The sequence below is a fragment of the Marinifaba aquimaris genome, assembly GCF_013328345.1.
In the GTDB taxonomy this organism is placed as follows: Bacteria; Pseudomonadota; Gammaproteobacteria; order Enterobacterales; family Alteromonadaceae; genus Marinifaba; species Marinifaba aquimaris.
On record NZ_JABULX010000002.1, the window covers coordinates 88079 to 113194 of the forward strand.

Below are 25116 nucleotides of genomic sequence, written 5' to 3' on the forward strand. Positions count from 1 at the left end.
GAGATTAAAATGGCTAAAAATGTTTTCCAATTTGTCGACGTAGAACGTATCGACCCGCCAAAAAAGCCGGTTGAGCAACGTAAAATTCAATTCGTCGAAATTTATCAGCCTATGACAGGCGACCAAGCTGCTGGTCAGGCTGATCGCTGTTTAGATTGTGGTAACCCATATTGTGAATGGAAATGTCCAGTTCACAACTACATTCCACAATGGTTAAAACTAGCGAACGAAGGTCGTATTATTGAGGCAGCTGAGCTGTCTCACAAAACAAACCCATTACCAGAAATGTGTGGTCGTGTTTGTCCTCAAGATCGTTTATGTGAAGGTTCTTGTACTCTTAACGATGGTTTTGGTGCGGTTACTATCGGTTCAATCGAAAAGTACATCACTGATGAAGCATTTAAAATGGGCTGGCGCCCAGACTTATCTGATGTTGTTAAAACAGATAAGAAAGTGGCTATCGTTGGTGCGGGCCCAGCTGGTTTAGCTTGTGCAGATAAATTAATCCGTAACGGTGTACAACCCGTTGTATTTGATAAGTACCCTGAAATTGGTGGCTTATTAACTTTCGGTATCCCTTCATTCAAACTTGAAAAAGATATCGTTAAAAAGCGTCGTGAAGTATACGAAGGCATGGGCATTGAGTTCCGCCTAGAAACTGAAGTTGGTAAAGACGTACAGTTTGAAGACCTACTTGCAGAATACGATGCAGTATTCTTAGGTATGGGTACTTACAAGTACATGAAAGGTGGCTTTGACAACGAAGACGCACAAGGCGTTTACGATTCATTACCTTTCTTAATCGCTAACACTAACCGTGTAATGGGCCTTGAAAAAGATCCAAGCGAGTTTATCGATATGGCTGGCAAGAAAGTTATCGTTCTCGGTGGTGGTGATACTGCGATGGACTGTGTTCGTACATCAGTTCGTCAAGGTGCAGAAGAAGTTTACTGTGCTTACCGTCGTGACGAAACTAACATGCCTGGTTCGGCACGTGAAGTTCAAAACGCGAAAGAAGAAGGTGTTAACTTCCTTTGGAACTTACAACCAGTTGGTGTTGAAGTTGGCGAAAACGGCAAAGCGACTGGCGTTAAGTTTGTTAAAACACAAATGGGTGAGCCAGATGAAAACGGCCGTCGTCGCGCTGAAACGGTTCCAGGTTCAGAGCACGTAATGGAAGCAGATGCAGTTATCGTTGCATTCGGTTTCAAACCATCACCTACAGGTTGGATGGCACAACACGGTATCGAATTAGACCAATGGGATCGCGTAATTGCCCCAAGTGATGCTGAGTTTGCTTATCAAACTTCAAACCAAAAAGTATTCGCTGGTGGTGATATGGTTCGTGGTGCTGACTTAGTTGTTACCGCAATTGCTGAAGGCCGTGACGCTGGTGAAGGTATCTTAGACTACCTAGAAGTTTAAGCTAGCTACTGCAATTAGAATTTAAAAAGCCCGCCTTTTTCAAGGCGGGCTTTTTTATTGCTAAATAAAGTGGTTAGTTAAAAGCGACTTGATACCAATTAAAACGCGTTGTACCACTTTCAAATAAAGGTTGATGCGGAAGAAACTCTTCATGCTGAGCATATAGAGCGATATTTTCAGCCTGTTGCCACTCCACAAGCACTAAATAATCAGGCTCAGATTGAGCTAACTTTGCTGGTTTTAATTTTAATAAAACACGCGCACCTAACTTTTCTCTTAATGAATCCGTTGCTTTTAAATAACGGGCATAATCTTGATTATCCGCAAGCCATACCTGTGCTAGCGTATAAAACTTATCTCCCTTAGGCTTAAATTCAAATGGCTGATTTAGGTCAACTCGAATTGCATTGGTGTTGTGAAATTGAGTCACTTTTTCAGTTTGGTAAAAACTAACTTCACTCACTTCATCACCAAACAGGGTATTAATGACCTTGGCACTTAAAGCAGGGGCAGGTGCGTTTGTTTGTTCTGCTGTATTAAACTGTAGATATAAAGATGCAGGCTGCTCTGCTGCATAACAAACGATACTTGATAAAAGTAAGCTAGCCGAGGCGATTTTTCTTATTAACTTCATTATCTTGCCTTTATGTAAATAAAAACAAGATTACCTTTGTTTATTCAGATAGTCGTCAATTTAGGACGAAAAGACTAGACGACAACAATGTTGACCACCAGTCACCAAGGTGACAATTCTTATCTGCAAAAAATTGATTATCTAGCGTTCAGATCAAAAAAGCCCGTTTTAAACGGGCTTTTAGCGAGAAAATACTGCGCTGCTACTCTTTTAATAGATCGTGTTTAAGTTCGTCGTAAACCGAACGAAAATAACCTGCACACGCCACTAAAATAAATACACCGCCTAACAGTTTGATATTCGACAAACTAACTACAACTGCAAAATTGTTGACGTTGAACAAACCAGTAAAGATAAAATAAACACCAACTAACATGCCCAAAGACAAAAACACCAGCCTCATTTTTAGCATTGTTATTGTTGAGTTTTCCGCTGACATATAGCTCATTGTATGTTGCCTCTAATGTGCTTCAAAGCTTCCCTAAGCCGATCAAAGTAAACTTCCTTTTTAAGGGATATTAGCAAGCATTGAATAATTTTCAAACAAATAATGCGTTTAAAGTTAACAATGATGTAAACTGATTGTTATAAGGAATACATCTCAATATAACTACAACAAAGACAACGCTGAGATTAGTTTTATTTTCAAGGATATATAACATGTCAAAACCTGTAAAAAGCCTATTAGTACCCAGCTTACTTCTTATGTTATCGGCCTGTGGAGGTAACGGAGGCTCAGGCCCAAGCCAAACTTTCACTAATAGCAATCAGCAAACAACCGAAACTCAAACCGATACTGCCATTGATGAACGTATTATCGGTGACGTCACTTATTTAGCGACTGAATTAGCCAATGAAGGTGATGAAGCCCCAGCTGGTACTCGACTTTTTTATCGAGAAAGCTCTAGCTTTTCTTCGCAATTTCAATCTGATAGAGCAAACCAAGTAAGTGAAATCATCAGTGATATTGCCGGCCAAATAAATATCAAAGACATTGAAATATTCTTAGAGTCAAATGACTTCGCTACAGATGTTCTGCCTTCAAATTCAACAAACACCTTGTTTTTACATTTAACTGAAGCTGACTTTTCTGATGCGACATTTGCATTCGAATTATCAAAAGCGATTTACAAAGCGCACCGTCATACATTTATCCAAACAGATACACAAGCAGAACAAATGATAAGTGATGGTTTAGCCTCCGCCTTTGCCATTGCACTGCTAAATACCAATACCCCAAATGATTTATTGCCTCAAGCAGGCAGTGACCTAAACACAGTCAGTAATACCATAGACTTAACCAGTAATGAGCCATTGCCCGATGATGATTTTGTCCCTCAAATAGGTTATCAAGCCGCCTTGATATACATGTTTGATTACCCTGGTAGCGACCCTGCAAACTTGGTTTCAATGCCAACATCAGCATTTGAAAGTTATTTAGCCTTACCGTTAAATCACCCATTACAAGAAAAGAAAACAACTGAAGAGCTGCTACTTAGAACGGGGAATTTTCCAGACCAACAATCTGTCGAGTTTATTACTCAACAAGGCAGAGATAACCCTGGGACTTACTTCTTAGAGGGTTATAACAAACGCAAAATGATTGCTCTGACCTTTGATGATGGTCCTAACAATAACTACACAGTACAAATTCTGGATATATTACTCGAACATGACATCAAAGCGACGTTCTTCTGGACTGGGCAAAACTTGAATACCAATCGCGCTGTTGCATTGAGGGCAATGGAAGAAGGGCATGTTATTTCTAATCACACATGGGATCACCCTCACTCACCCACTTTGACGGCGGATGACTTATGGCAAGATCAAATCGAACGAACAAATGATTTGTTTGAAGAGTACCTTGGATTTAAATCGCGCTTATTCCGTCCTCCGTATGGAGAAATCACTCAAGAACAGGTCAATTACTTAAATGACAGAGGGATGAAAACAATCGCTTGGTCTGTTGATACACGAGATTGGTACACTCGCAATTTTTATCCAGGTTATCCGGCAACGACAGTTGAAGATATTGAACAGACCGTGATCAGCCTAGAACACGAAGAAATGATTGTTTTGATGCACGATGGTGGCGCGATTAGACAAAACACGGTTGATTCATTAGAAAACATCATTGAACACTATCACTCGCAAGGCTATGAGTTTGTTACGATAGAAACCTTGTTAGGAATAGGTAATAAATATTAACAATTGACTAGGGAAGTCACCGGTTAGCAATTTAGTGACTTCCAAAATTATGTTCTACGCTTTTAATAATGGAATATTAGTTATTTTTTTAAGTGAATAAGAAGTCATTAGTTACCCGATACATATGGGCTTTGTTTACCATAGCTATCGCGTTGATAATATCTGAAGCATCTGTTCAGTACTTACTTTGGCAAGGTAAGTTAGACTCTGCCGTTATAAATAAGGCGGGTATGCAAAGGATGCTATCGCAAAAAATAGCATTATCCATATATCGCATCGAAATAGGTGAAAACCAAGAACAAGCCCGGTCTGAACTCTCACAAGCAATAACTAAGTTTAAAGAAAACTTAGAATTTTTAAATGAAGCTCAACAAAGCCAATCAGTATTAATCCAGTCCAATTTAAAGCAAGGCAATCCCTCTCTAGAACAACAAATAAAGCAATATCTAGATAACGCCAGTTTGTATTTATCATCACAAACGAATGCTCGTGCACTTTCTCAATTTAGTACCAAACAAACAGAAAAATTATTAAAGAATCTAGATAACCTTGCTAGCCTTTACGAAAAGCAAGCAGATGATAAAGCGCAAACAGTCAGTAATGTTCAAATCGCGCTGACATTGTTTATTTTGTTATTACTCATCTTTGAAGCCAAGTTTATCTTTGCCCCAATGGCGCGCCGTATTAGCAAATATATTGCGATGTTAAAAACCTCTAGAGCTAATGCTTCACTTTTGGCCAAGCAGGCGCAATCAGCAAATATGGCAAAAAGTCGCTTTCTCGCCAATGTCAGCCATGAACTAAAAACGCCGCTCAATGCACTAATTGGCATGCTGACATTATTAGAGAGCCAAGCAGATTTAGCTAAAACCCAAGACAATGTTAATCAAGCAAAAACGGCAGGGAAAAAACTAGAAAAGCTGATCAATGCACTACTAGATGTTGTCCAACTCGAAAACAATCAATTAACACTGCAAAACAAACCAACAATTATCAAACAGCTTTTAACTGACATTGCCAAACAAAGCGAAATAGACTGTCAAAAAAAAGGCTTAACCTTCAAATATGAGTGCAGTGATAACCTCGCTCAAGTTATCAATACAGACTCATATCGGCTTACCCAGGTAATTGAGCAACTTATCAATAACGCCACTAAATTTACCGAGCATGGACAAGTCTGTTTATCAATCAAACAAACTTCAGTATTAAATCAAGTGAGCTTGAACATTCGAGTAAAAGACACAGGAATAGGCATAGCTGAAGATAAATTAGCTGAAATTTTCCATAGCTTTAATTTACTCGATGATGGAAAACAAAAAATTCACGAAGGTTTGGGGTTAGGCCTTGCGCTCAGTCAATGCATAGTAAAAAAAATGTCAGGTCAACTTAACGTCGATAGCCAGCTAAATCAGGGTAGTGAATTTTCCATAACGATTCCAATAGAGGTTCTTGAACAACAAGGCACAATAAAGGGAGATGAAACTAAAACGGATACTAAGCCAATAAACCGTCAGAGCAAAAAGGTATTACTAGTAGAAGATAACCTAATCAATGCAGAAATTGCAGGTCAGATCTTAAAAAGTGAAGGCCACACAGTGACCAAAGCAGAAAATGGAGAACAAGCAGTTGAGCAACTCAAAGGCGAACTTTTTGACTTAGTGTTGATGGATATCCAAATGCCCGTAATGGATGGAATTGCAGCCACTAAAGTTATTCGACAAGAGCTTAAACTTAACATACCTATTATAGCCCTCACCGCCAACAGCTTTGATTCAGATAAAAATGAATACAAAGAGGCAGGAATGAATGCCTGTTTAGCTAAACCCATAGACAAAGATAAGTTACTGCAAGTCATTCAAGCCAGTTAAAACACTTAATTTTGATCTTGGCACGATCTTCGCTTATTCACTATCAAGCAAAGTTAATAACAATTTTCCGTCAATATTTTGTAGAAGATAGCGAGGCAATGAGTATGGAATTAGTGATCACCTTAATGATTTTACTATTGGTAGTATCGGCAATTGCCATTCACCTGACTCAATCAAACAATACGCCTTTTCCGTATAAGAAAAAGATTCAATTATTCAGCAATTCAGAACGCGCATTTATGTTAATGCTAGAACGAGCAGTTGGTGATGAGTTTAGAATTTTACACCGTGTTCGATTAACTGATTTATTGGAAGTGCGCCAAGGAACAAACAAACGTACTGCACAAACAGCTAAGTTAAAAGCAAGTGGCAAAGTGCTCGATTTTGTATTGTTAAACAAAACTGATTTATCCCCTATCGCTGCCATTGATTTAGTCAATGCAGAAGGTTACAAACAACGTCCCGACTGGTTCTTAAAAGGCAGCTTAGATACCGCTGGCCTGCCTCATGTTCGAATTAAGATTAAATCCGGCTATACCCCAGCTGAAATTCGCCAGTGTATTGCAGCTAAACTTGGCCCAAATAGTAAGCTAAGCCCGTTAAATGTGAAGAAAGTGAAAAGCAAAGGTCCAACGCGCCCTATTCGCCCATTACTGCAAGCACATATCAATCAAGCAACGGCACAAGAAGCGCAAGCGGCAGCATAAAAGTTCTTTGGAGAGAGAGCGATTGCCGTATATGATGTTTAATATCATATACGGCATTTTTTATTTAAGGACGTTTAATGACCATAGGCATCATAGGCGCAATGCAGCAAGAAGTAGATATATTGCGCGATCAACTCTCAGGCCTTCAAACTGAACAACACGGCCCAATCACTCTCTACAAAGGGACGCTCAACCAGCACAATGTCGTACTTGTACTCAGCGGTGTAGGTAAAACGGCAGCAGCAATGGCGACGACGATTCTAATTGACCGCTTTAACCCAGAATACGTTATCAATACGGGCTCTGCTGGTGGCTATGCTGAAGATCTTGAAATTGGTGATTTAGTGATCTCAAGTGAAGTGCGTCATCACGACGTCGATTTAACCGCATTTGGCTTTGAAAAAGGTCAAGGCTTCGGCTTTCCAGCCGCTTTTCATTGTCATCAAGACTTAATAGAAAAAGCACTCAGCGCTGCTGCAAAGCAAACAGAACTCAAGACCAAAGTTGGTCTTATTTGTTCAGGCGATAGTTTTATGGACTGTCCAGAGAGAGTGCAAAAAGCACGTGAAGATTTTCCACAGATGATTGCCGTTGAAATGGAAGGAGCAGCAATAGGTCAAGTTTGTCAGCAGTTTGACACCCCTTTTGTTGTTATACGCGCATTATCTGATATTGCTGGTAAAGAGTCACATCAAAGCTTTGACGTATTTTTAGAGCAAGCGGCTAAGCACTCTTCTAAGCTCATTCTAGATATGCTTGAAGCCTAGATGAACTTAAACTTTGATATCAGTAATTTACCCAGTTTTAGTATTTATACTGGGTTACTATTAATTGTTTTAGTGATTGACCATTGGGTGGCTATTCCACAAAAATACCACCCCATCTATTTTTTCCGAATTCTCCTTACCCGCTTATCAGACAAGGTTCACCCTAGTAACAGCCGTTCTAAAAAACAGCAATATATTTCCGGTAGCCTAGCCATATTAGCTGCTGTTCTGCCCTGGGTTTTATTGTGTTATTTATTTATCCCGTTTACCGAATATCCATTATTTTTTGAAGCAGTGATACTTTGGCTAAGCCTAAATTTACGCTCACACAAAACAGCCATTAACAATGTAGAAAAAGCTCTCCACTCTGGGCAAAAAGCCCTAGCCAAAGATAGGTTATCGGACTGGTGTTTAAGAAAAACGGACAACTTATCTTCTGTCGGTCTAATTAAAGCTAGCTGTGAAAGTTTGGTTTTAAGGAATTGTTACTACAATCAAGCGATTGCACTTTTCTTTTTGTTGTTAGGGCCTTTTGCAGCACTTGCCCTGAGACTCACTCTTGAAGCTAACCAAGTGTGGTCTGCTAAAAAACCTCGATTTATTCATTTTGGCCAACCCATTCGCTGGCTAACTCACTTTTTACTTTTACCAGTTACTTGGATAACAACCTGTATAAACTGCCTTTTGGTTAATCCAGTAAAACTGTTTGCAATCATTCGTCAAGCCCGGCCAAGTTGGCAATATGCGCTATCTTTAAAACTGTTAGCGGCAGCCAGTTTAGCAAGCCGCTGTCAGCTTGGAGGCCCAGTTATTTATGATGAAGATAAAATAAGACGAGCCAAGCTGAGCCAACACCCATTGCCCGATATTAGTCGAATCAAAGCAACCACACATTTTTGTGTTAACCAAAATTTACTCTTATTACTAATGGTGCTTATCGCAAATTGCGCTATCATCTATTTCTAATATCAAGCGATTATAGATTTCACGTGCAACTTATTCTTTTTATTTTAATTTTTCCTTTTTTAGGGCTATCTGAAAACGCTCAGGCAAGTCAACAATCAGCAATTACTTTATCCATTAGCAAAGCCGATTTAGATGAGTATCAAAATTTTGTAAAAGGTCGCCCAGCAGAAGAAATCGATAATTTTCACGGTGTTTATTTAAGAGAAATTGTCGAATCAATTTTGATCCAAAAAGCACTCAAACTGGGAGGTTATGACAAACCAATAAAGCTTCAACCTGTTATCAACTACAACCACAGCCTGCAACTGGTCAGTGCAGGAGTAATTGACATTAGCGGTATTAGTTTGTGGCACTACGATGCAGTGAAAATTGACCACGATGTCTATATTTCTCGGGCGATAATCGAGCAAGGTGACTATATTGTTGGCTTTTACACAAAGGCCAATAACAACAAAGCGTTAAACGCCAGCAGCTTATCTGAAATTCAACAACTCGCTGCCGTATCAAGCCGAAAGTGGTTTACCGATTGGCGTACATTGAGAAAGCTAAGAGTGAGAACCATGCTTGATACCTTTCCATTTGCCAATATGGTCAAAGCCGTTCACAGCGGTAAAGGTGACTTTACGCTAGCGCCCTTCTCTTCTAACTCTGATTTAAGCATAGAGCAAGATGGCTTTAAGCTAATACCTATTCCCAATATCGCGATGGCTCTAAATGACTCCAGGCATGTCACCATCAGTAACAAACACCCGGAAAGTCAGTTAATGTTAGAAGCACTGAACAAGGGGCTATCCCAGTTAAACGATGACAATAAAATCCATCAAGCTTTAGCGCAAAGCGGCTTTTACAACACGCAAACAGCTGATTGGCCCGTGATAAACTTATAAAAATTTTCCTGATAATAGCCAGCACATCTTTGATATACTATGCTCAATTTCAATCTGAAAAGCATTCATTTCGATCTTGAAGCTAAATCACTGGTATTCAATCATATTTAGCCTAGTATCGCGCCTCATTTACAGGAGTATTATTCGCCAATGGCAAAGTATGATGTATACGGCTTAGGTAACGCCTTAGTCGATAAAGAATTCGAAGTCACCGAGCAATTTCTAGCTGATAACGGTATTGAAAAAGGCTTAATGACCCTTATCGAAGAAGATACTCATTTCAAATTACTCGATAACCTAATCAACACCTACGGCATTAAAAAACGTGCTGGTGGCGGTTCAGCAGCTAACTCTTTAGTTGGTTTAACTCAATTTGGTGGTTCGGCTTTTTATGCATGTAAAGTCAGCCAAGATGAGTATGGCCAATTTTACAGCCAAGATTTAGCTGATGCGGGTGTTCAAACACGTATCAGTGAATTAGCAATTGAAGGCCCAACTGGTAAATGTATGGTCATGGTGACGCCTGATGCTGAGCGCACAATGAATACCTACCTAGGTATTACTGCCGACCTTTCAGTTAATGAACTTTTCTTAGATGAATTAGCACAAGCGGAATACCTGTACATTGAAGGCTACCTCGTTCCTTCACCAACAGCATGTGAAGCGATTGAAGCGGCCAAAGCCAAAGCTAAAGCCGAAGGTATCAAAGTTGCGATGACCTTCTCTGATCCAAGCATGGTTAAGTATTTCAAAGAAGGCGTCGATAAAGCACTAGGTAATGAGGCAATCGACTTACTTTTTTGTAATGAAGAAGAAGCATTAACCTTTACTGAAACAGACTCAGTGGCCGCAGCAGCGCAAGTATTACTCAAGCGTGCGAAAAAAGTAGTGATCACTTTAGGACCAAAAGGCGTATCTGTATTTTTAGAAAACAGTGAAATTACCGTTCCTGGTCACAGTGTTGATGCAGTTGACACTAATGGCGCAGGCGACATGGTTGCAGGCGCTTTCTTATATGGTGAGACACAAGGCTGGGATGATGAAAAATCAGCAAAGCTCGCTTGTAAAGCCGCATCAATTGTTGTTTCGCATTTTGGTCCTAGACTAACGGCTGAGCAACAAAAAGAGATTTTAAACGCATTTTAACTTTGCCAATTGGGCAAAGCCTATTTATTTAATGCCTCACGTAAGCCGTGAGGCACATCCATAATCTATTGGAGATACAAATGACAACTGACTATAAAGTCGCCGACATTTCCCTAGCTGAATGGGGTCGTAAAGAATTAACTATCGCTGAAAGTGAAATGCCTGCATTAATGGCATGCCGCGCGAAGTACAAAGACAGCCAACCACTTAAAGGTGCAAAAATCTTAGGCTGTATCCACATGACAATTCAAACAGGTGTATTAATCGAAACACTTGTTGAATTAGGCGCTGAAGTTCGTTGGTCATCATGTAACATCTTCTCTACTCAAGACCATGCAGCAGCAGCTATTGCAGCAGCGGGCATCCCTGTTTTCGCTTGGAAAGGCGAAACAGAAGAAGAATACGAGTGGTGTATCGAACAGACTATCAACAAAGATGGCCAAGTTTGGGATGCAAACATGGTATTAGATGACGGCGGTGATTTAACGGCTATCCTTCACGAAAAATACCCTGCATTATTAGAGCAAATTCACGGTATTACTGAAGAAACAACAACGGGTGTTCACCGTTTACAAGAAATGTTAGATAAAGGTGAATTAAAAGTACCTGCTATCAATGTAAATGACTCAGTAACTAAGTCTAAAAACGATAACAAATACGGTTGTCGCCACAGCTTAAATGATGCAATCAAACGTGGTACAGACCACTTATTGTCTGGTAAAAAAGCCCTAGTTATCGGTTACGGTGATGTAGGTAAAGGTTCTGCACAAAGCTTACGCCAAGAAGGCATGATCGTAGCAGTAACTGAAATTGATCCAATCTGTGCAATGCAAGCATGTATGGATGGTTTTGAAGTTGTATCACCTTACAACAACGGTATCAACACAGGTAAATTAGAAGACATCAACACTGATTTACTTGGTAAAACAGACTTAATCTGCACAACGACAGGTAACTTCAATGTATGTGATGCCAACATGCTTCAAGCGCTTAAATCAGGTGCTGTTGTATGTAACATTGGTCACTTCGATAATGAAATTGACACAGCTTACATGCGTGAAAACTGGAAGTGGGATGAAGTTAAACCACAAGTTCACCAAGTATTCCGTTCAGATGACACAAGCGATTTCTTAATCTTGTTATCGGAAGGTCGCCTAGTGAACTTAGGTAATGCTACAGGTCACCCAAGCCGCATCATGGATGGTTCTTTTGCTAACCAAGTACTTGCGCAAATTCACTTATACGGTGAGAAATTTGCTGATTTACCTGCTGGCGATAAAGCAGCTAACATCACTTTAGAAGTTCTGCCTAAGAAACTAGACGAAGAAGTCGCTGCTTACATGGTAGAAGGCTTTGGTGGTGTAGTTACACAAATGACTAAAGAGCAAGCTGATTACATCGGTGTAACAGTTGAAGGCCCATTCAAGCCAGAGACTTACCGTTACTAAATACGGCTTAATTAACACCACAAAAAAGCGCTTGTTTTCACAAGCGCTTTTTTATTTGCCTTAACCATGCGCTATCAGACTAAGTTAATTCTGTTTTGATTACAGTCAGTAATTGCTCCCTAAACCAAATACGAGCCGCACTATTCTCTGTTTGTTTATGCTCCACCAAGTATATGGGTAATGGCGTAAAGTGCTGTTTATCAAACTCAAATAGCATTCTAATATTTTCTGTATTTTTAAGTCTTTGCTGTAGAATACTTAAAGCCCCCGCCCAACAACAACGCTTGGTCGCCCACTTCAAAGTACTGAGATGCGGTTAAAGTAACGGGAATCGACCATTGGTCTTCATTCCAGTTGTAGTTGGACTCTGACGTTAATTCGAAAGTCATCGCCCATTCTGTGGTGTAATGATAGAAAGGTTGGAAAAAGGTATTGCTGTAGGTGTCACCTAAACTGCCTTCAGCAGAATAAATGTGATTAATCAGAAAGCCCCAAGTAACGGGACCATAAACGGTCAATCCAACATACGACAAGCCGATACCGTGCTCATCTAGTCCTAAATAGTCGTCTGTCGCGCTGTCGAATTGAAAAACGGGGCCAAAACCGTGTATCCACCAGCCATCAACAGCCTGAGTTGGTGAAAAAAACAAGCTCTCAGTAATATCCCCCATACCCGATTGAGTGCCACTGCCAGGAAAGATATCTTGCTGGTCTATAAAAGGCACAATAGTACGTGTGATCAGGTTCCAGTCATCGTTTAATTCAAAAGGAATAATGGGTTGAACAAATACATTATGGCGGGTGCCTTTATCATCGGGGCCGATATTTTCATTGTACTCGTATTGCACAGGTACCATGATCATTGTAGTGAGAGGATTAGCAATTTCTTGTGCTAAGGATTGAGAAGAGCCTTTTTCACTACTGTGTACAAACGCTGAAGCCAAGATGGAATTCAAGGCTAGACAGCTCAATAGGTTTTCCAGCATCCTTTCATTTTACTAACCACTTTTATTAGATGAGTTCTTAGTAGGGGTTAGTTAAAAGTATAGTCAGAAACTTTAAAAGTGTATGAAATATAAATAAAAAAACCTGCACTCGGCAGGTTTTTTTAATCTCAGAACAGCAAGTTAAGCGAGCGTAATTTTAGCAAATTTGCGCTTACCTACCTGATAAACCGCAGTAGAGCCTAACTCAATTTCTAATTTGGTATCAGAAACCTTTTCTCCATCAATTTTGACCGCACCTTGTTTGATCATTCGCATCGCTTCAGATGTACCACCAACTAGGCCAGCGGCTTTTAATAAACCACCAATCATCATATTAGCGCCCTCTTCAACAGTCTTTTCTTCAAGATCATCTGGGATGGCGTTTTTCGAGAAACGTTGGATAAAGTCTTGGTGAGCAGCTTCAGCAGCAGCTTCATCGTGGAAACGAGCAATGAGCTCTTTCGCTAACTCAATTTTAATATCACGAGGGTTAGCACCATCCGCCATTTTTTGTTTTAGTGCATCAATTTCACTGATTGGGCGAAAGCTCAATAAGTCGTAGTAACGCCACATTAATTCATCACTGATCGACATCACTTTACCAAACATTTCATTTGGTGCATCTGTGATACCTATGTAGTTATTCAGTGACTTAGACATTTTCTGAACGCCATCTAAACCTTCAAGTAATGGCATCATCAGTACTGTTTGTGGTTTTTGACCTTCTTCTTTTTGTAATTCACGGCCCATTAGTAAGTTGAACTTTTGATCGGTACCGCCTAATTCGACATCCGCTTCAAGCGCAACAGAATCCCAACCCTGTACTAATGGATATAAGAATTCGTGAATAGCAATGGCTTGGCCACCTTGATAACGCTTTTTGAAGTCATCACGCTCTAACATACGCGCAACAGTTTGGCGGGCGGCTAACTTGATCATGCCCGAAGAGCCTAACTGCTCCATCCATTTTGAGTTAAACTCGATACGTGTTTTAGCAGGATCTAAAATCTTAAAAACTTGTTCTTTGTACGTCTCTGCATTGGCCAGTACTTGCTCTTTGGTCAATGGCTTACGCGTAACGTTTTTACCCGTTGGGTCACCAATTAAACCAGTGAAGTCACCAATTAAGAATATAACTTCGTGACCAAGCTGTTGGAATGTACGTAACTTGTTGATTAAAACAGTGTGACCTAAGTGTAAGTCAGGCGCCGTTGGATCAAAGCCAGCTTTAATTCTTAATGGACGGCCTTCTTTTAGTTTTTCGATTAATTCCGCTTCTACTAAGATCTCTTCCGAACCGCGTTGGATCTCAGCCAGTGCCGTTTGCACATCTGTCATAATTCTTCTCTTTGAGCTTATTTGCCGCATATTGCGGACACAAATCATTTATAAAAATGCCGCTGATTTTATAGCGCTGCAGGCATTAAGGAAAGTAGTTAAACTGGTAAATTAGTCAAAATAGTTATATGCTCGCGAGCAGAGTACATTTAATCCTCAGCTTGGGTCTCTAGTAAATGAAAGAGTTTTGGTCGCGTTTACCGCATTTACACAAAGTTTGTATTGGCTCAATTAGTGCAATTGTCGTAGCAGTAGCAATCTGGCCAACAGACGAAGCACAAGCTTCACGAAATACGGTTAATGACGATAGTATTTCCCAACTTTTTGAAACGGGTGTGGTACCGGGACAACGCTATGCGCTGCCCATTCCAGAAACCAAGCAAGAAGTTAAAGAAATCACAGAAAACGACGTCAGCTATGTTAATAAAGCGGTCAAAGTTCGCAAGAATGACAGCTTGGCCAAAATATTTTCACGCCATAAAATTCCCGCTAAAACGCTTATTCAGGTAACGAATGCAGGTAAACTCGCGAAAGATCTAATCAGAAAACTACGTCCTGGCGATGAACTCACATTAACCCTCACTGAAAATAATCAACTGCACGGTATTATTTACCCATTATCAGCAACCGAAACACTTTACATAGAGCGACAAGACGACAAGCGTTTTGCTGGCCACAGAGATGTTAAACCGGTTGAAACAACTGAAGCTTTTGCCTATGCCGATATCGCATCTAATTTTTGGAATGCAGGTGTTGATGCTGGCTTAACCGAAGCGCAGATCATGAATTTAGCAAATATCTTTGGTTGGGATATCGACTTTGCTCTAGATTTACGAAAAGGCGATCACTTTAATGTCATCTTCGAAAAACAGTATATCGCTGGTGAATATATTGGCCCGGGAAAAATATTAGCGGCTGAATTTATTAACCAGGGCGAAAAATATGCCGCAGTTCGACACAGTGATGGTAATTATTACACCCCCGCAGGTAGAAGTATGCGAAAGGCCTTCCTTCGCGCGCCAGTAAACTTTAAATATATCAGCTCTAACTTTAACCCCCGCCGTTTGCATCCAGTAACGGGTAAAGTACGCCCTCACCGAGGTATCGACTACGCAGCTCGTACCGGAACGCCAGTTGTTTCAAGCGGTGATGGTAAAGTCATTAAATCGGGTTACAGCCGATTAAATGGTAACTACATCTTTATCGAACACGGTAATACCTACGTCACTAAATACCTTCACCTTCACAAACGCCATGTGAAAAAAGGTCAAAAGGTCCGCCAAGGACAAAAAATAGGTACAGTAGGTGCAACAGGTCGTGTTACTGGCCCACATCTGCATTATGAATTCCTTGTTAATGGCGTTCACAGAAATCCAAGAACCGTTAAACTGCCTAAAAGTCAGCCGATTGATAAAAAAGAAAGAGAAGATTTTCTTGCTCAATCGAGCAAAATGACAGCGCTGATGAAGAGTAATAAACGCATCTTATTAGCAATGCAGCAAGATTAATCTCGCTGCATTCTCAAAGAAACACGCTAAATACATATTTTTTTTACATTTAATCAACAGTAGTATCGAAGCAAAATTGGTACTACTGAATCGTCATTTTACTCATTTAAATACCTCAACCACCAACTAAGCTACAAGCCTTAATTTATCTGGCTTTAGCCTAATTGAAACTCAAACCTGCATTACTTAAAAACGCTAAGCAATTGAAAGAATTAAGATTAATTTAGCGACCGCTCAAATAGCAACCAAAAGAAATAAAGTTAAAAAAATGTTAAAAAACTTTTGTATATATGTATTCTTGCGTCTAGGTTTAAATAAGATTTGAATACTTTGTAATGGTTTACAGACTTAACAAACTTGTTATGACGAAGTTCCAATCTCCAAGGATGAGCAGTACGAGAATCGATAATTCCTAAAATAATAATGTCCCTTTTATAAGTAGTTGGGACAATGAAAAATGGAGAACGCGATGTCTATATTTAAACGAGGTAAATTAGTTGCAGCAGTTTCATTAGCACTTGGCTCATTGAGCGCAGGTCAAGCATTTGCTGCACAAGGTTGTACAAACATTAACGAATACCCAAACTGGCCCCAATCTGATTGGCAAGGAACGCCAAGTCACGCTAACACAGGTGATTTAATGCAATTCAATGGAAAAGTTTATAGTGCTAACTGGTGGACGAGTTCAGAACCAGGAAGTGATGGTTCATGGGCCTTTGTTGACGATTGTGGAAACGCTACTGATACCTCAACCGATACAGCTACTAATACCGATACAGCCACAGAAACTCAAACTGATACGCAAACAGCTACTGAAACCGCCACCGAAACTCAAACGGACACAGCGACTCAAACAACTACAGACACAGCAACCGAGACTCAAACGGAAACGGTTACCGACACAGAAACGGCAACAGATACCGATATTATTATCGATGTAGGCGAGCTGTGTGCTGATTTCAATGTCTATCCAAATTGGACACAAGGTAGCTACGCTAATAAAGGCGATGTGATGGTATTCGATAACATTGCTTACAGCGCTAAATTTTATACCGATACTATCCCAGGTTCGACAGATGACTGGGAACACTTAGTCAATTGTGATGGTACAGAAAAAGGGGCGCCAGCCATTTTATCCATGCCTAACCCTAATGATCCTATTAGCTTAAAAGTTTCAGGCTGGCCTAATCAAGTAGTTGTCGCCACACCGTCAACGGCACCTACAACTGTTTCCGTCGATGCAATTGCTGCTGCAGATGTTACCGATCTAGCCGCATTAACAAGTGCATTCGAAGCAGCTATCCTAGCGGCACAAAACGCAGGCACTAAAACCATTATTATCAATGGTGATATCTTAGATTCTGCAGTCGCCGATAAAGGTGCAGCACTTGGTGTTATTCCAGTCAAAGAGGCGCTTAGCGCAGCCACTACTGCCATTAGTGCCACAGATATCAATGCGCTAAGTAATAATGCCAAAGGTTTAGCTCAAGCCTACAACTTAATCATGTCGACGTTAGCAACCAACGCCGTATTTGGTTGGGAGTTAACAATTGGCAGTTTTGCCAACGATAATCACTCAGGCTATCGCAGTGTTTGGAACTCAGCATCTAAAGCGACGGCTGATTTACTGTATAAATTTGATTTGTATTCAGGTACCCACAGTGCTGATATCTTGGCATTCACAAAACCGACAAGCACACCCACTTTAACTGCCGATCAGTGGGATAATGCACTGCGCTTTGTTAAACAAGTATCTGATTTTGTTAAAGCACCTGCTTTATTAGCAGCACCTTCTTCTCAAGCAGGAGATTACTTCTTAGGTGCAACATCGGCTGAACGCAAACTCCGCCATGCTGCACATCACAATGTATTTGCGGTTTTATTAGACCAAGATAATACAAGTTTAAGCAGTAAAATTGCTGATTATGCAAACGCAGCTATTCCGCTTTATCACGAGGGTAACGGTAGCGCTATTGATACCGGCTTGGAATTAACATCCATTGCGGCATTAAATTCAGCATTAATTTCAGCTGAAGCAGCTATGAATAACGAAGCGTTTTTATATGAAGTGGCTCAGGGTTCATATGCACCATCTACGGTTTATAAGTGGAATGACTTCCTACAAGGTTTGAGTTCAATGCACAATGTCGGCATTGCCGGTAACAAATTCTGGCTTTACGACGAAGGTGCCGATGATGCAACAAATGCAAAATACGCCAAAGTAGCAATTGCCGCATTCCTTGCACAAAGTATGAAAGAAACCATACGTTACGATGCGTGCGATGAAAATAACTGGTCAATTAGTACTGGTGACCCTGTAGATTATCCATTGAGCGCTTCTTGTGGTCAGTTACAACAAGACTATGCGAGCTATGGTGAAAATCCAGTCACTGGCGTTGATCACCCTTATTCGTGTCCTCGTGCTCCTAAGATGGAAGTCACTGCAACTACACACGCCAAATGGTATGGCGCCCCTGCACCATTATTTGCAGCCCCAGATTCAGTGCTTGAAGAAGCAGGTATCCTAGTTAACGGAGCTGTAGGTCAATGGGATTACATGGGTGGCTGGTGTTCAACTCCTGCAGACCGTATCGATACCTCAAAAGCAGGTTGGGAACGCGATCAATGTAAATTATATGCTGGTCAACAAGCGGGCCAATTTGTTCACAATGGGTCAGCAGGTAAGTCGGTTGAAGGCTGTGGCTGGTGGGGCCGTGGTGTAATTCAAACTACAGGTCGTCAAAACTTTGGTACGCTCAACCATTTCTTAGGTCGTTCACATGTTGATCCTGCGACAGTGGGTACAGTGCAAGAAGGTATAAATGTTGCGGCAGCACCTGCCGATCCTTTATATGCAAACCTTGATTTCTGCTCTAACCCTCAGCTTATTTGTACATCAGAAGAACACCCAGAGCTTAAGTGGATTGCCGGTTTATTCTACTGGGTTAACGATGTACAAGGCTACAACGTTGAAAGTGGTCCTTACGCCGATTGGAACTACCTAACAGAGCTAAAGGCGTATGTTGATGGTGGCTTACAAGGCACTAAATTCATTGATGATATCTCTGGTATTGTAAACCGCGGTTGTCCAGATTCAACTTGCCCAATTAGTGGTGAAGTTGATGGTGTTGAAGACCGTCAAGCGAACTTCTTCTTAGTACTAGAAAAACTAGGTTTAAGTGTTAAATAAGTTCAACGGTTAAACAATCACCCCCAAGTAAAAGCCGGCCTAGCGCCGGCTTTTTTGTTAGCAAATTATCATTTCAGACCTTTCCGACACCCTTTTTATCTCCCTAATCACATTAGATAAATGAAAAACATCGACTAAAATAAAAACAATATAAAACAGGGGTTAAATTATGTGTAAGATGTTTTTTATTTTATTTGTCGTTTGGTTGTACCTCAGCACGATCAGCACAGCTCAGGCTGCAAATCGAATTCAGTGCAGTAAAGGCAGTATCAAACTTGGCGCCAGCAAAGATCAAATTATCGATAAATGCGGTAAAGCGAATGAAAAAATCAAACTAGACAGAGATTATCGGCAAGATTACTGGCCATCAGGTAAAAGAGAGCTTTGGATTTATCAGTTAGATAAAAGAGGCTTTGCTAAGCATTTATATATTGTAAAAGGCAAGCTTGCCCTGATTGAACAGGGCAAAAGAATCAATTAACAGCGCTGATTAATAATGGTCGCTGTAATCCTTATGCATATCCATAAGTTGATTAGTGGTGTTTTTCAAACGACTTGAAAGTACTTCTAGCATACGCATAGCAATACTAGAGTTCTCTTTAATAAGTTTGCTAAAGCGCTCATAGTCATAAACTAAGATAGAGACATCGGTTAATGCTTTTGCGGTACAAGTGCGTTTCGACTCAGTCAAAATCGCCATTTCACCTAAGAAATCACCAGCAACGAGCTTAGCTACTTCCACCTCTTTGCCTTCAACTTCTCTAGTCAAGACAATCTCACCGCGGCCAATAACGAACATTTCTTTACCGTCATCGCCTTCTTTAAATAAGACTTTTCCTTTTTCTAATGAACGTACGTTGTCCATCAATTGCTCCTAATCGAGAGTAATGGTGACCTTCTCCATTAAAGAGGTCGCTAAATTGTTATCATAATAAGCGGCTTCATTTACAAAAGCCGTATAAACAGTTTTTTCACCCTGATAGTAGATCGTTTCACCTGTTATCAACTGAAATAGCGGATCGCCAGGGTTCAACGCTTTAAAGTCACTATCTTGAATATTCTTGTGCACCATACCAATGCGCTCACCTTGTTCGTTAACAGGCAATTTTAAACTTTCAAGAAAACGGTATGCTTCTGTTTCTTTCGGTAAATCAGGTAATGAGTCAGTATTATAAGCTTGAGCAAAATCAAGTATATGTAATGTTAGCTCTTCACTTTGCTCGAAAATATCTTGTCTTAAAACCGCTTGTGGTACAGGGCCAACTTCAACAATAACCCCATAACGACCCGTCGTAGCCAATAGGTGATGCTCTTCATTTGCTTTGTGATCTTCATCGCGAAATATAGTCACTGAAGGCATTTTCAATTTTAAGTAAGCGGCCAATTGATTATAAAAAGGGCCTGCTTGTGGCATTAACAATGTCGGCCCCATATTACTTGTCGTAGTATGTAGGTCGATAACTAAATCAGTTTTTGATGCCCCTTTTGGACCAAGCTCGGCATTGATCACCTTAGCACGATTTTGTTCGTATCCACCTAAGGTTTCATCAGCTAAATTATGACTTGCAAATTGACGGTTTAAATCTTGATCGACATAACGGCGATTAATTTCTACCGCCTTGGGATTAGCCAGTAATGTACGTGTATTAAAGCTGCTTCTTTGAATTAACTCTGGCTGTTGCTGCCATTTCTGTAACAGATAATAGCCTGTTATTTCATTGCCATGTGTAGCACCGACGATAGCCACTTGCTTAATTGCCACTAATTACTGCTCCTCACAAAAAATCTTAAATACTCTAGTTAATTTAGCAGAACTTCCCTGCTAATAATAAGTATTTTCAGCAATAACTTAGACAGTGACATTTAAACAAGTTGCACAACATTTTGATTCCGACCGTTACTTTTTGCCTTGTATAGGCAACGATCAGCTTGTAATAGTAGATCTTCAGGGTTGTGTTGTAGGTGTGGCTGCTGGACACAACAACCAATACTGACAGTTAATTGCTGTGACACTTCCGAACCTGTGTGACCAATCGACAGCTCTGCAATGTTTTGTTGAATCGATTTCATCAACTCATTTGCGCCATCGAGCTCGGTTTCAGGAAGGATTAGTACAAATTCCTCACCACCGTAACGGCACACCCAGTCTCGCGGGCGTTTTAAGGTTTGTTTAAGCGCTTGAGCAACGCGTTTGAGTACCAAGTCTCCTTCACCATGGCCGTAGCTATCATTGAATTTTTTAAAGTAATCAATATCAACCCAAGCCAGTGCAAAAGAAGTATTAGTGCGTTGTGCACTAGCCCACTCTACCGCTAAATGATCATGTAATTGTCTGCGATTGGGAATTTCAGTTAGCGCATCGATATTTGCTAATTGCTCCAACATCTTGCGTTGACGCACCATATCCAGCTGAGTTTGGATACGCGCTCTGGTGATAGTGGGGTGAAAAGGTTTAACAATGTAGTCACATGCACCCAGTTCAAATCCGCGCTCTTGCATATCGATATCATCACGAGCAGTGACAAAAATAACAGGAATTTGTGACCAGTGTTTAGACGACTTCAGCACCTTAATCAGTTCAAAGCCGTCCATTTCTGGCATGACAATATCAAGCAAGATGAGATCGGGGGTAAACTCTTCAAGTAAAGTTAGGGCAGATTTAGCAGAATTGGCCGTTACTACTTTTGCTAAGTGATTAATCAAGTCACCCAATACTATATGACTTGAATTTTCATCATCAACTACTAAAACTTTAGCTAAATTGGTATCCGCTAATACTTCCATCTTGACCTAACTGACACTTTTGTTTCACACATGTAACTACATTAACTGATCTGACCACCATAAGCCTAGTCCTATTTTGTAACTAGGCCCCGATGATTAAGCTAGTGCAGCTTTAATTCGACCAACAATTTCGACTAATTGACCGCGCGGGCAACCAAAGTTGATGCGGGCAAATTGCTCTTCACCAAAGTCACGACCTGGAGAAGGTCCAACCCCAGCATCTTCCCAAAACTTCTGCACGTCATCTACACCGAGTCCCGAACAATCAATCCACGCCAAGAAAGTAGCATCCGATTTTTGCATGCTCATGCCTTCAATAGCATTGATTTCTTGATATAAATATTCTTGGTTACCACGTAAATAATCTAGCAATGCATCACGCCATGCCAAGCCACCTTTGAATGCAGCTTCTGTTGCTACTAAGCCTAAGACCTGCGCCCATGGCACAATCCCCATACCTGCGTTACGAAACTTAGCACGTAAACTAGGGTTTGGAATAACTGAGAAAGAAACACCTAAACCGGCAATGTTAAATGTTTTACTCGCCGCCATTAAGCTAAAAGAATTATCTTTAGCAGCATCAATTAACGGCATAGGAATGTGTTTAGTTTCAGGGTTTAAGATCAAATCACAGTGGATTTCATCAGAGCAAATGATGACATCGTGACGTGCACAAATATCCGCGATTTTAGTTAATTCACTTTCAGTCATAACCGAACCACAAGGATTCATTGGGTTACAAAGAATAAATAATTTAGCTTTAGGGTTTGCAGCCTGTTGCTCTAGATTATCTAAATCTAATTGGTAACGGCCATTAATAAGCTGACTTGGGATCTTACCAATTTCGCAGTGATTTAATTCAGGCGCTTTTAACATCGGCGGGTAGTTGGGTGTTTGCACCAAAATAATATCGCCCGCGTCACAAAATGCTTTTGCTGCCACATTAAAAGCAGGTACCACACCTGGATTCCAAACTAACCAGTCTGCTTGAATAGCCCAGTTGTGCTCACGTTTGATCCAATCAACCGTGGCTTGATTAAGCGATTCGTACGGTAACGTGTATCCCAGAGGACCGTGTTGAGTTCGCTCAACGATTGCATCAATCACGTCTTGCGGGGGAGAAAACTCAGTATCAGCTACCCAAGCAGGGATAATATCTTTACCTTTGTATTTATCCCACTTAAAAGAATGTGTGGGTTTGCGATCTATAATGCGATCAAAATCAAATGACATGGTTAATCCTAATAATGGAAAAGTTATTGCTGAGTATTGTTACTTTTCATCGAAAAGAGAGCAAGACTCCGGCTAATTTTTCAGGCTAAAAGACTCAGGACGAGCGATAAAACCTTGATAAGCATCAAAGTGATAATCTTTCAGTAAGCCAAGCTGTTCTTCTGTTTCTACACGGGTTGCGATCACTTTGATATCTAAATTGTGTATCGTGGTACACAATGAACCAACAAAGTAAGCATCGTTTTCACTGTTCATTGCCATTTGTGTGTAAGCATGATCAATTTTAACGTACTGTGGGTGTATAGATTGCAGGTAGGCAAGTGAAGAGAAGTTTCGCCCTACTCTATCCACACCAAAATGAATATTCATATCGGTCAATCGACGACATAAATACTCAATGTGTTCTAAGTTATAAATAACACTCTCTTCACTAAATTCAAAACCAATATAAGGTGCGATACCTTGGTTGCTTTCTAACTTAGCGACAAGCCAATCAATAAACTCTAAATTCTTTAACGCCGAAGCAGTTAAGTTAATGGCGTACACTTGCTCTTGGTTATGTTGTAAATAATCGATAAGTAATTCAATGACTTTACGGTCAAATAAAGTGCCTAACTCAAATTCATCAAGTACAGAGATAAAAGCCCCGGCATGAACTTGTTCCAAATTATCTAATTTAAGCTTGGCAAATGCTTCAAAATGCAACGTTGACCCAGAATCAATCAAACTCACGGGTTGCCTTGAAAAAGCTAAAGACGAGCTATCAATAGCTTTTTCAACTGCATCTTTAATATCCAAACGGGCAAAGTTGTGACGCGATTCATTCGATTGCTCAATTAACTTAAACTGTGTTGTTTCTTGCCTCGCTAACTGCATTGCGTGGTCAGCAAGCGCTAACACACTAGAATTGTCACTTTTTTCGGTAATGTAAACGGCACCAATATTACAAATTCGCTGTTGGCCAAAACACTCTTTTAAAGACGTGGTGTGCAGCTGTAAAGTTAACTTACTCACCAGTGCCTGACCCTGCTCTTTATCTATATTGCTAACAATCAAGGCAAATTCATGCGCAGATAAACGACATTTGACCGAGCCCGTATGCTCAGCAAGCTCATTTTCAAGATGATGAGCAATTTGTTTCACCGCTTCATCTCGAGCTAACCAACCTTGCTTGTGATTAATCTCATCTAATCCCAATACTTCAATAAAGATGACCAAACCTTCGGTTTGTTCTTCTAGCCAAGCTAGCAATTGGCGATTGAAAAAAGCTCGATTACCAAAGCCTGTCGTCGCATCTTGGAATGCTTGTTCCTTTAATTTGTTATGAAGTCTCGCTTCTTCAGAAAACTGCTCTTGCAACTTTGCAGTCATCTTATTAATCGCTTCGGTAACCGTTGCAAACTCTAAGGTGTCAGGAATAGGCAGAGGTTCTCCAAATTTGCGCTCTTGAACGGCTTGCGCTTTTTCTTTGATTGCTTCTAACGGTTTAAGTAATCGGCGAATACCCGTAATAGCCAATAAGATGAGAATAGATGACAGCAAAGCAAGCCAGCTCGACATATCTACAAAAGCACGCCAAAGTTGTTGGTAGGCAAAACCAGGGTGCCCTTTTATTGTCAATTCACCCGTCTGCAGCCAACCAGAGGTGATCGTATTGTTCACACTCGGTACTTTTATAAGATCTAATGCTACAAACCAATCAGGTACACCAGATACCTTAACAGGTACTTGTTCTTTTATTAATTTGTCTTGGTTTAACATCCTGACCGCAATCACTTCATAAAAGCCACCATCAAAATAGGTTTTAATCGTCGATTGCACCAATACCTCATCTTCCATCTCGAGCGGTTCAGCCAAGGCCATACTCAAAGAGGTTGATGTGTTGTTAAGATCAGACTCCAACTGATTGACCAAGTAATGTCGAGTATTGGCAAACTCTAGCCATAAAACACCAACTAAGTTAGCGCTAAAACTAATTAAAATGACCACTAAAAGTTTGTTAAATAATGTCATGTTTGGGC

The 25116-nt window shown here is 40.5% G+C and carries 21 protein-coding genes; 12 read left to right on the plus strand and 9 right to left on the minus strand.

Translation table 11 applies throughout. The features are described 5' to 3' along the window. The first annotated feature begins 9 nt into the window (after window positions 1-9). On the plus strand, window positions 10-1425 hold the full coding sequence (locus tag HR060_RS01900) for an FAD-dependent oxidoreductase (protein WP_174198572.1): 1416 nt from the start codon (window positions 10-12) through the stop codon (window positions 1423-1425). A gap of 73 nt (window positions 1426-1498) precedes the next feature. Here the strand turns inward: HR060_RS01900 and HR060_RS01905 are convergent, their stop codons facing one another. Further along, window positions 1499-2059 carry a DUF1330 domain-containing protein gene (locus HR060_RS01905; RefSeq protein WP_174198573.1) on the minus strand — a complete coding sequence of 187 codons (561 nt, stop codon included), beginning with the start codon at window positions 2057-2059 and terminating at the stop codon, window positions 1499-1501. A gap of 202 nt (window positions 2060-2261) precedes the next feature. After that, complete coding sequence (locus HR060_RS01910) at window positions 2262-2507, minus strand: hypothetical protein (protein ID WP_174198574.1); 246 nt, start codon at window positions 2505-2507, stop codon at window positions 2262-2264. 212 nt (window positions 2508-2719) lie between these two features. Here HR060_RS01910 and HR060_RS01915 point away from each other — a divergent pair, with 212 nt between their 5' ends. The 8 genes from HR060_RS01915 (at window position 2720) to ahcY (ending at window position 12056) form a co-directional block, all read left to right on the plus strand. Beyond that, on the plus strand, window positions 2720-4267 hold the full coding sequence (locus HR060_RS01915; RefSeq protein WP_174198575.1) for a polysaccharide deacetylase family protein: 1548 nt from the start codon (window positions 2720-2722) through the stop codon (window positions 4265-4267). A gap of 152 nt (window positions 4268-4419) precedes the next feature. Continuing rightward, entirely contained in the window at window positions 4420-6135 is a 1716-nt protein-coding gene (locus tag HR060_RS01920) for a response regulator (RefSeq protein ID WP_174198576.1), read from the plus strand. Between the two features lie 104 nt (window positions 6136-6239). Beyond that, window positions 6240-6842 carry a DUF2726 domain-containing protein gene (locus HR060_RS01925; protein WP_174198577.1) on the plus strand — a complete coding sequence of 201 codons (603 nt, stop codon included), beginning with the start codon at window positions 6240-6242 and terminating at the stop codon, window positions 6840-6842. A gap of 77 nt (window positions 6843-6919) precedes the next feature. Continuing rightward, window positions 6920-7609, plus strand: coding sequence for a 5'-methylthioadenosine/S-adenosylhomocysteine nucleosidase (gene mtnN / locus HR060_RS01930; RefSeq protein WP_174198578.1), 690 nt, complete (start codon window positions 6920-6922; stop codon window positions 7607-7609). Then, window positions 7610-8575, plus strand: coding sequence for a cobalamin biosynthesis protein CobD/CbiB (locus tag HR060_RS01935; RefSeq protein ID WP_174198579.1), 966 nt, complete (start codon window positions 7610-7612; stop codon window positions 8573-8575). A 23-nt stretch (window positions 8576-8598) separates the two neighbouring features. Next, window positions 8599-9462 carry a hypothetical protein gene (locus HR060_RS01940; RefSeq protein WP_174198580.1) on the plus strand — a complete coding sequence of 288 codons (864 nt, stop codon included), beginning with the start codon at window positions 8599-8601 and terminating at the stop codon, window positions 9460-9462. 150 nt (window positions 9463-9612) lie between these two features. Then, complete coding sequence (locus HR060_RS01945; protein ID WP_174198581.1) at window positions 9613-10608, plus strand: adenosine kinase; 996 nt, start codon at window positions 9613-9615, stop codon at window positions 10606-10608. A gap of 80 nt (window positions 10609-10688) precedes the next feature. Continuing rightward, window positions 10689-12056, plus strand: coding sequence for an adenosylhomocysteinase (gene ahcY / locus HR060_RS01950; protein WP_174198582.1), 1368 nt, complete (start codon window positions 10689-10691; stop codon window positions 12054-12056). A gap of 236 nt (window positions 12057-12292) precedes the next feature. On the opposite strand, the gene HR060_RS01955 is transcribed toward ahcY, so the two are convergent. Beyond that, the gene (locus HR060_RS01955) at window positions 12293-13012 is read right to left on the minus strand and encodes a transporter (RefSeq protein ID WP_174198583.1); all 720 of its coding nucleotides are present in this window, start codon (window positions 13010-13012) and stop codon (window positions 12293-12295) included. Between the two features lie 171 nt (window positions 13013-13183). Continuing rightward, the gene (tyrS, locus tag HR060_RS01960) at window positions 13184-14380 is read right to left on the minus strand and encodes a tyrosine--tRNA ligase (protein WP_174198584.1); all 1197 of its coding nucleotides are present in this window, start codon (window positions 14378-14380) and stop codon (window positions 13184-13186) included. 176 nt (window positions 14381-14556) lie between these two features. On the opposite strand from tyrS, the gene HR060_RS01965 reads away from it, so the two are divergent. The 3 genes from HR060_RS01965 to HR060_RS01975 all read left to right on the plus strand — a co-directional run bounded on the left by HR060_RS01965 (window position 14557) and on the right by HR060_RS01975 (window position 19559). Next, entirely contained in the window at window positions 14557-15888 is a 1332-nt protein-coding gene (locus HR060_RS01965) for a peptidoglycan DD-metalloendopeptidase family protein (RefSeq protein ID WP_174198585.1), read from the plus strand. 469 nt (window positions 15889-16357) lie between these two features. Beyond that, the gene (locus tag HR060_RS01970; protein WP_246283049.1) at window positions 16358-19078 is read left to right on the plus strand and encodes a cellulose-binding domain-containing protein; all 2721 of its coding nucleotides are present in this window, start codon (window positions 16358-16360) and stop codon (window positions 19076-19078) included. Between the two features lie 169 nt (window positions 19079-19247). Then, complete coding sequence (locus HR060_RS01975; RefSeq protein ID WP_174198586.1) at window positions 19248-19559, plus strand: DUF2845 domain-containing protein; 312 nt, start codon at window positions 19248-19250, stop codon at window positions 19557-19559. A 9-nt stretch (window positions 19560-19568) separates the two neighbouring features. Here HR060_RS01975 and HR060_RS01980 read toward each other — a convergent pair whose 3' ends face one another. The 5 genes from HR060_RS01980 to HR060_RS02000 all read right to left on the minus strand — a co-directional run bounded on the left by HR060_RS01980 (window position 19569) and on the right by HR060_RS02000 (window position 25108). Beyond that, on the minus strand, window positions 19569-19943 hold the full coding sequence (locus tag HR060_RS01980) for a Crp/Fnr family transcriptional regulator (RefSeq protein WP_174198587.1): 375 nt from the start codon (window positions 19941-19943) through the stop codon (window positions 19569-19571). Window positions 19944-19952: 9 nt separating this feature from the next. After that, window positions 19953-20840, minus strand: a complete 888-nt coding sequence (locus tag HR060_RS01985) for an aspartoacylase (RefSeq protein WP_174198588.1) — start codon at window positions 20838-20840, stop codon at window positions 19953-19955. 101 nt (window positions 20841-20941) lie between these two features. After that, window positions 20942-21862: a diguanylate cyclase domain-containing protein gene (locus HR060_RS01990; RefSeq protein WP_174198589.1), complete on the minus strand. Its 921-nt coding sequence runs from the start codon at window positions 21860-21862 to the stop codon at window positions 20942-20944. 96 nt (window positions 21863-21958) lie between these two features. Next, window positions 21959-23095: a MalY/PatB family protein gene (locus tag HR060_RS01995; RefSeq protein ID WP_174198590.1), complete on the minus strand. Its 1137-nt coding sequence runs from the start codon at window positions 23093-23095 to the stop codon at window positions 21959-21961. A gap of 72 nt (window positions 23096-23167) precedes the next feature. Further along, window positions 23168-25108 carry a bifunctional diguanylate cyclase/phosphodiesterase gene (locus tag HR060_RS02000; RefSeq protein WP_174198591.1) on the minus strand — a complete coding sequence of 647 codons (1941 nt, stop codon included), beginning with the start codon at window positions 25106-25108 and terminating at the stop codon, window positions 23168-23170. Window positions 25109-25116: the final 8 nt, after the last annotated feature.

Coding starts and splice junctions, on each gene's coding strand:
- HR060_RS01965 (WP_174198585.1), top strand. CDS start 14,557: ATGAAAGAGTTTTGGTCGCGTTTACCGCATTTACACAAAGTTTGTATT.
- HR060_RS01945 (WP_174198581.1), top strand. CDS start 9,613: ATGGCAAAGTATGATGTATACGGCTTAGGTAACGCCTTAGTCGATAAA.
- HR060_RS01935 (WP_174198579.1), top strand. CDS start 7,610: ATGAACTTAAACTTTGATATCAGTAATTTACCCAGTTTTAGTATTTAT.
- HR060_RS01990 (WP_174198589.1), bottom strand. CDS start 21,862: ATGGAAGTATTAGCGGATACCAATTTAGCTAAAGTTTTAGTAGTTGAT.
- HR060_RS01970 (WP_246283049.1), top strand. CDS start 16,358: ATGTCTATATTTAAACGAGGTAAATTAGTTGCAGCAGTTTCATTAGCA.
- HR060_RS01910 (WP_174198574.1), bottom strand. CDS start 2,507: ATGAGCTATATGTCAGCGGAAAACTCAACAATAACAATGCTAAAAATG.
- HR060_RS01915 (WP_174198575.1), top strand. CDS start 2,720: ATGTCAAAACCTGTAAAAAGCCTATTAGTACCCAGCTTACTTCTTATG.
- HR060_RS01980 (WP_174198587.1), bottom strand. CDS start 19,943: ATGGACAACGTACGTTCATTAGAAAAAGGAAAAGTCTTATTTAAAGAA.
- HR060_RS01975 (WP_174198586.1), top strand. CDS start 19,248: ATGTGTAAGATGTTTTTTATTTTATTTGTCGTTTGGTTGTACCTCAGC.
- ahcY (WP_174198582.1), top strand. CDS start 10,689: ATGACAACTGACTATAAAGTCGCCGACATTTCCCTAGCTGAATGGGGT.
- HR060_RS01995 (WP_174198590.1), bottom strand. CDS start 23,095: ATGTCATTTGATTTTGATCGCATTATAGATCGCAAACCCACACATTCT.
- HR060_RS01905 (WP_174198573.1), bottom strand. CDS start 2,059: ATGAAGTTAATAAGAAAAATCGCCTCGGCTAGCTTACTTTTATCAAGT.
- tyrS (WP_174198584.1), bottom strand. CDS start 14,380: ATGACAGATGTGCAAACGGCACTGGCTGAGATCCAACGCGGTTCGGAA.
- HR060_RS01925 (WP_174198577.1), top strand. CDS start 6,240: ATGGAATTAGTGATCACCTTAATGATTTTACTATTGGTAGTATCGGCA.
- mtnN (WP_174198578.1), top strand. CDS start 6,920: ATGACCATAGGCATCATAGGCGCAATGCAGCAAGAAGTAGATATATTG.
- HR060_RS01900 (WP_174198572.1), top strand. CDS start 10: ATGGCTAAAAATGTTTTCCAATTTGTCGACGTAGAACGTATCGACCCG.
- HR060_RS02000 (WP_174198591.1), bottom strand. CDS start 25,108: ATGACATTATTTAACAAACTTTTAGTGGTCATTTTAATTAGTTTTAGC.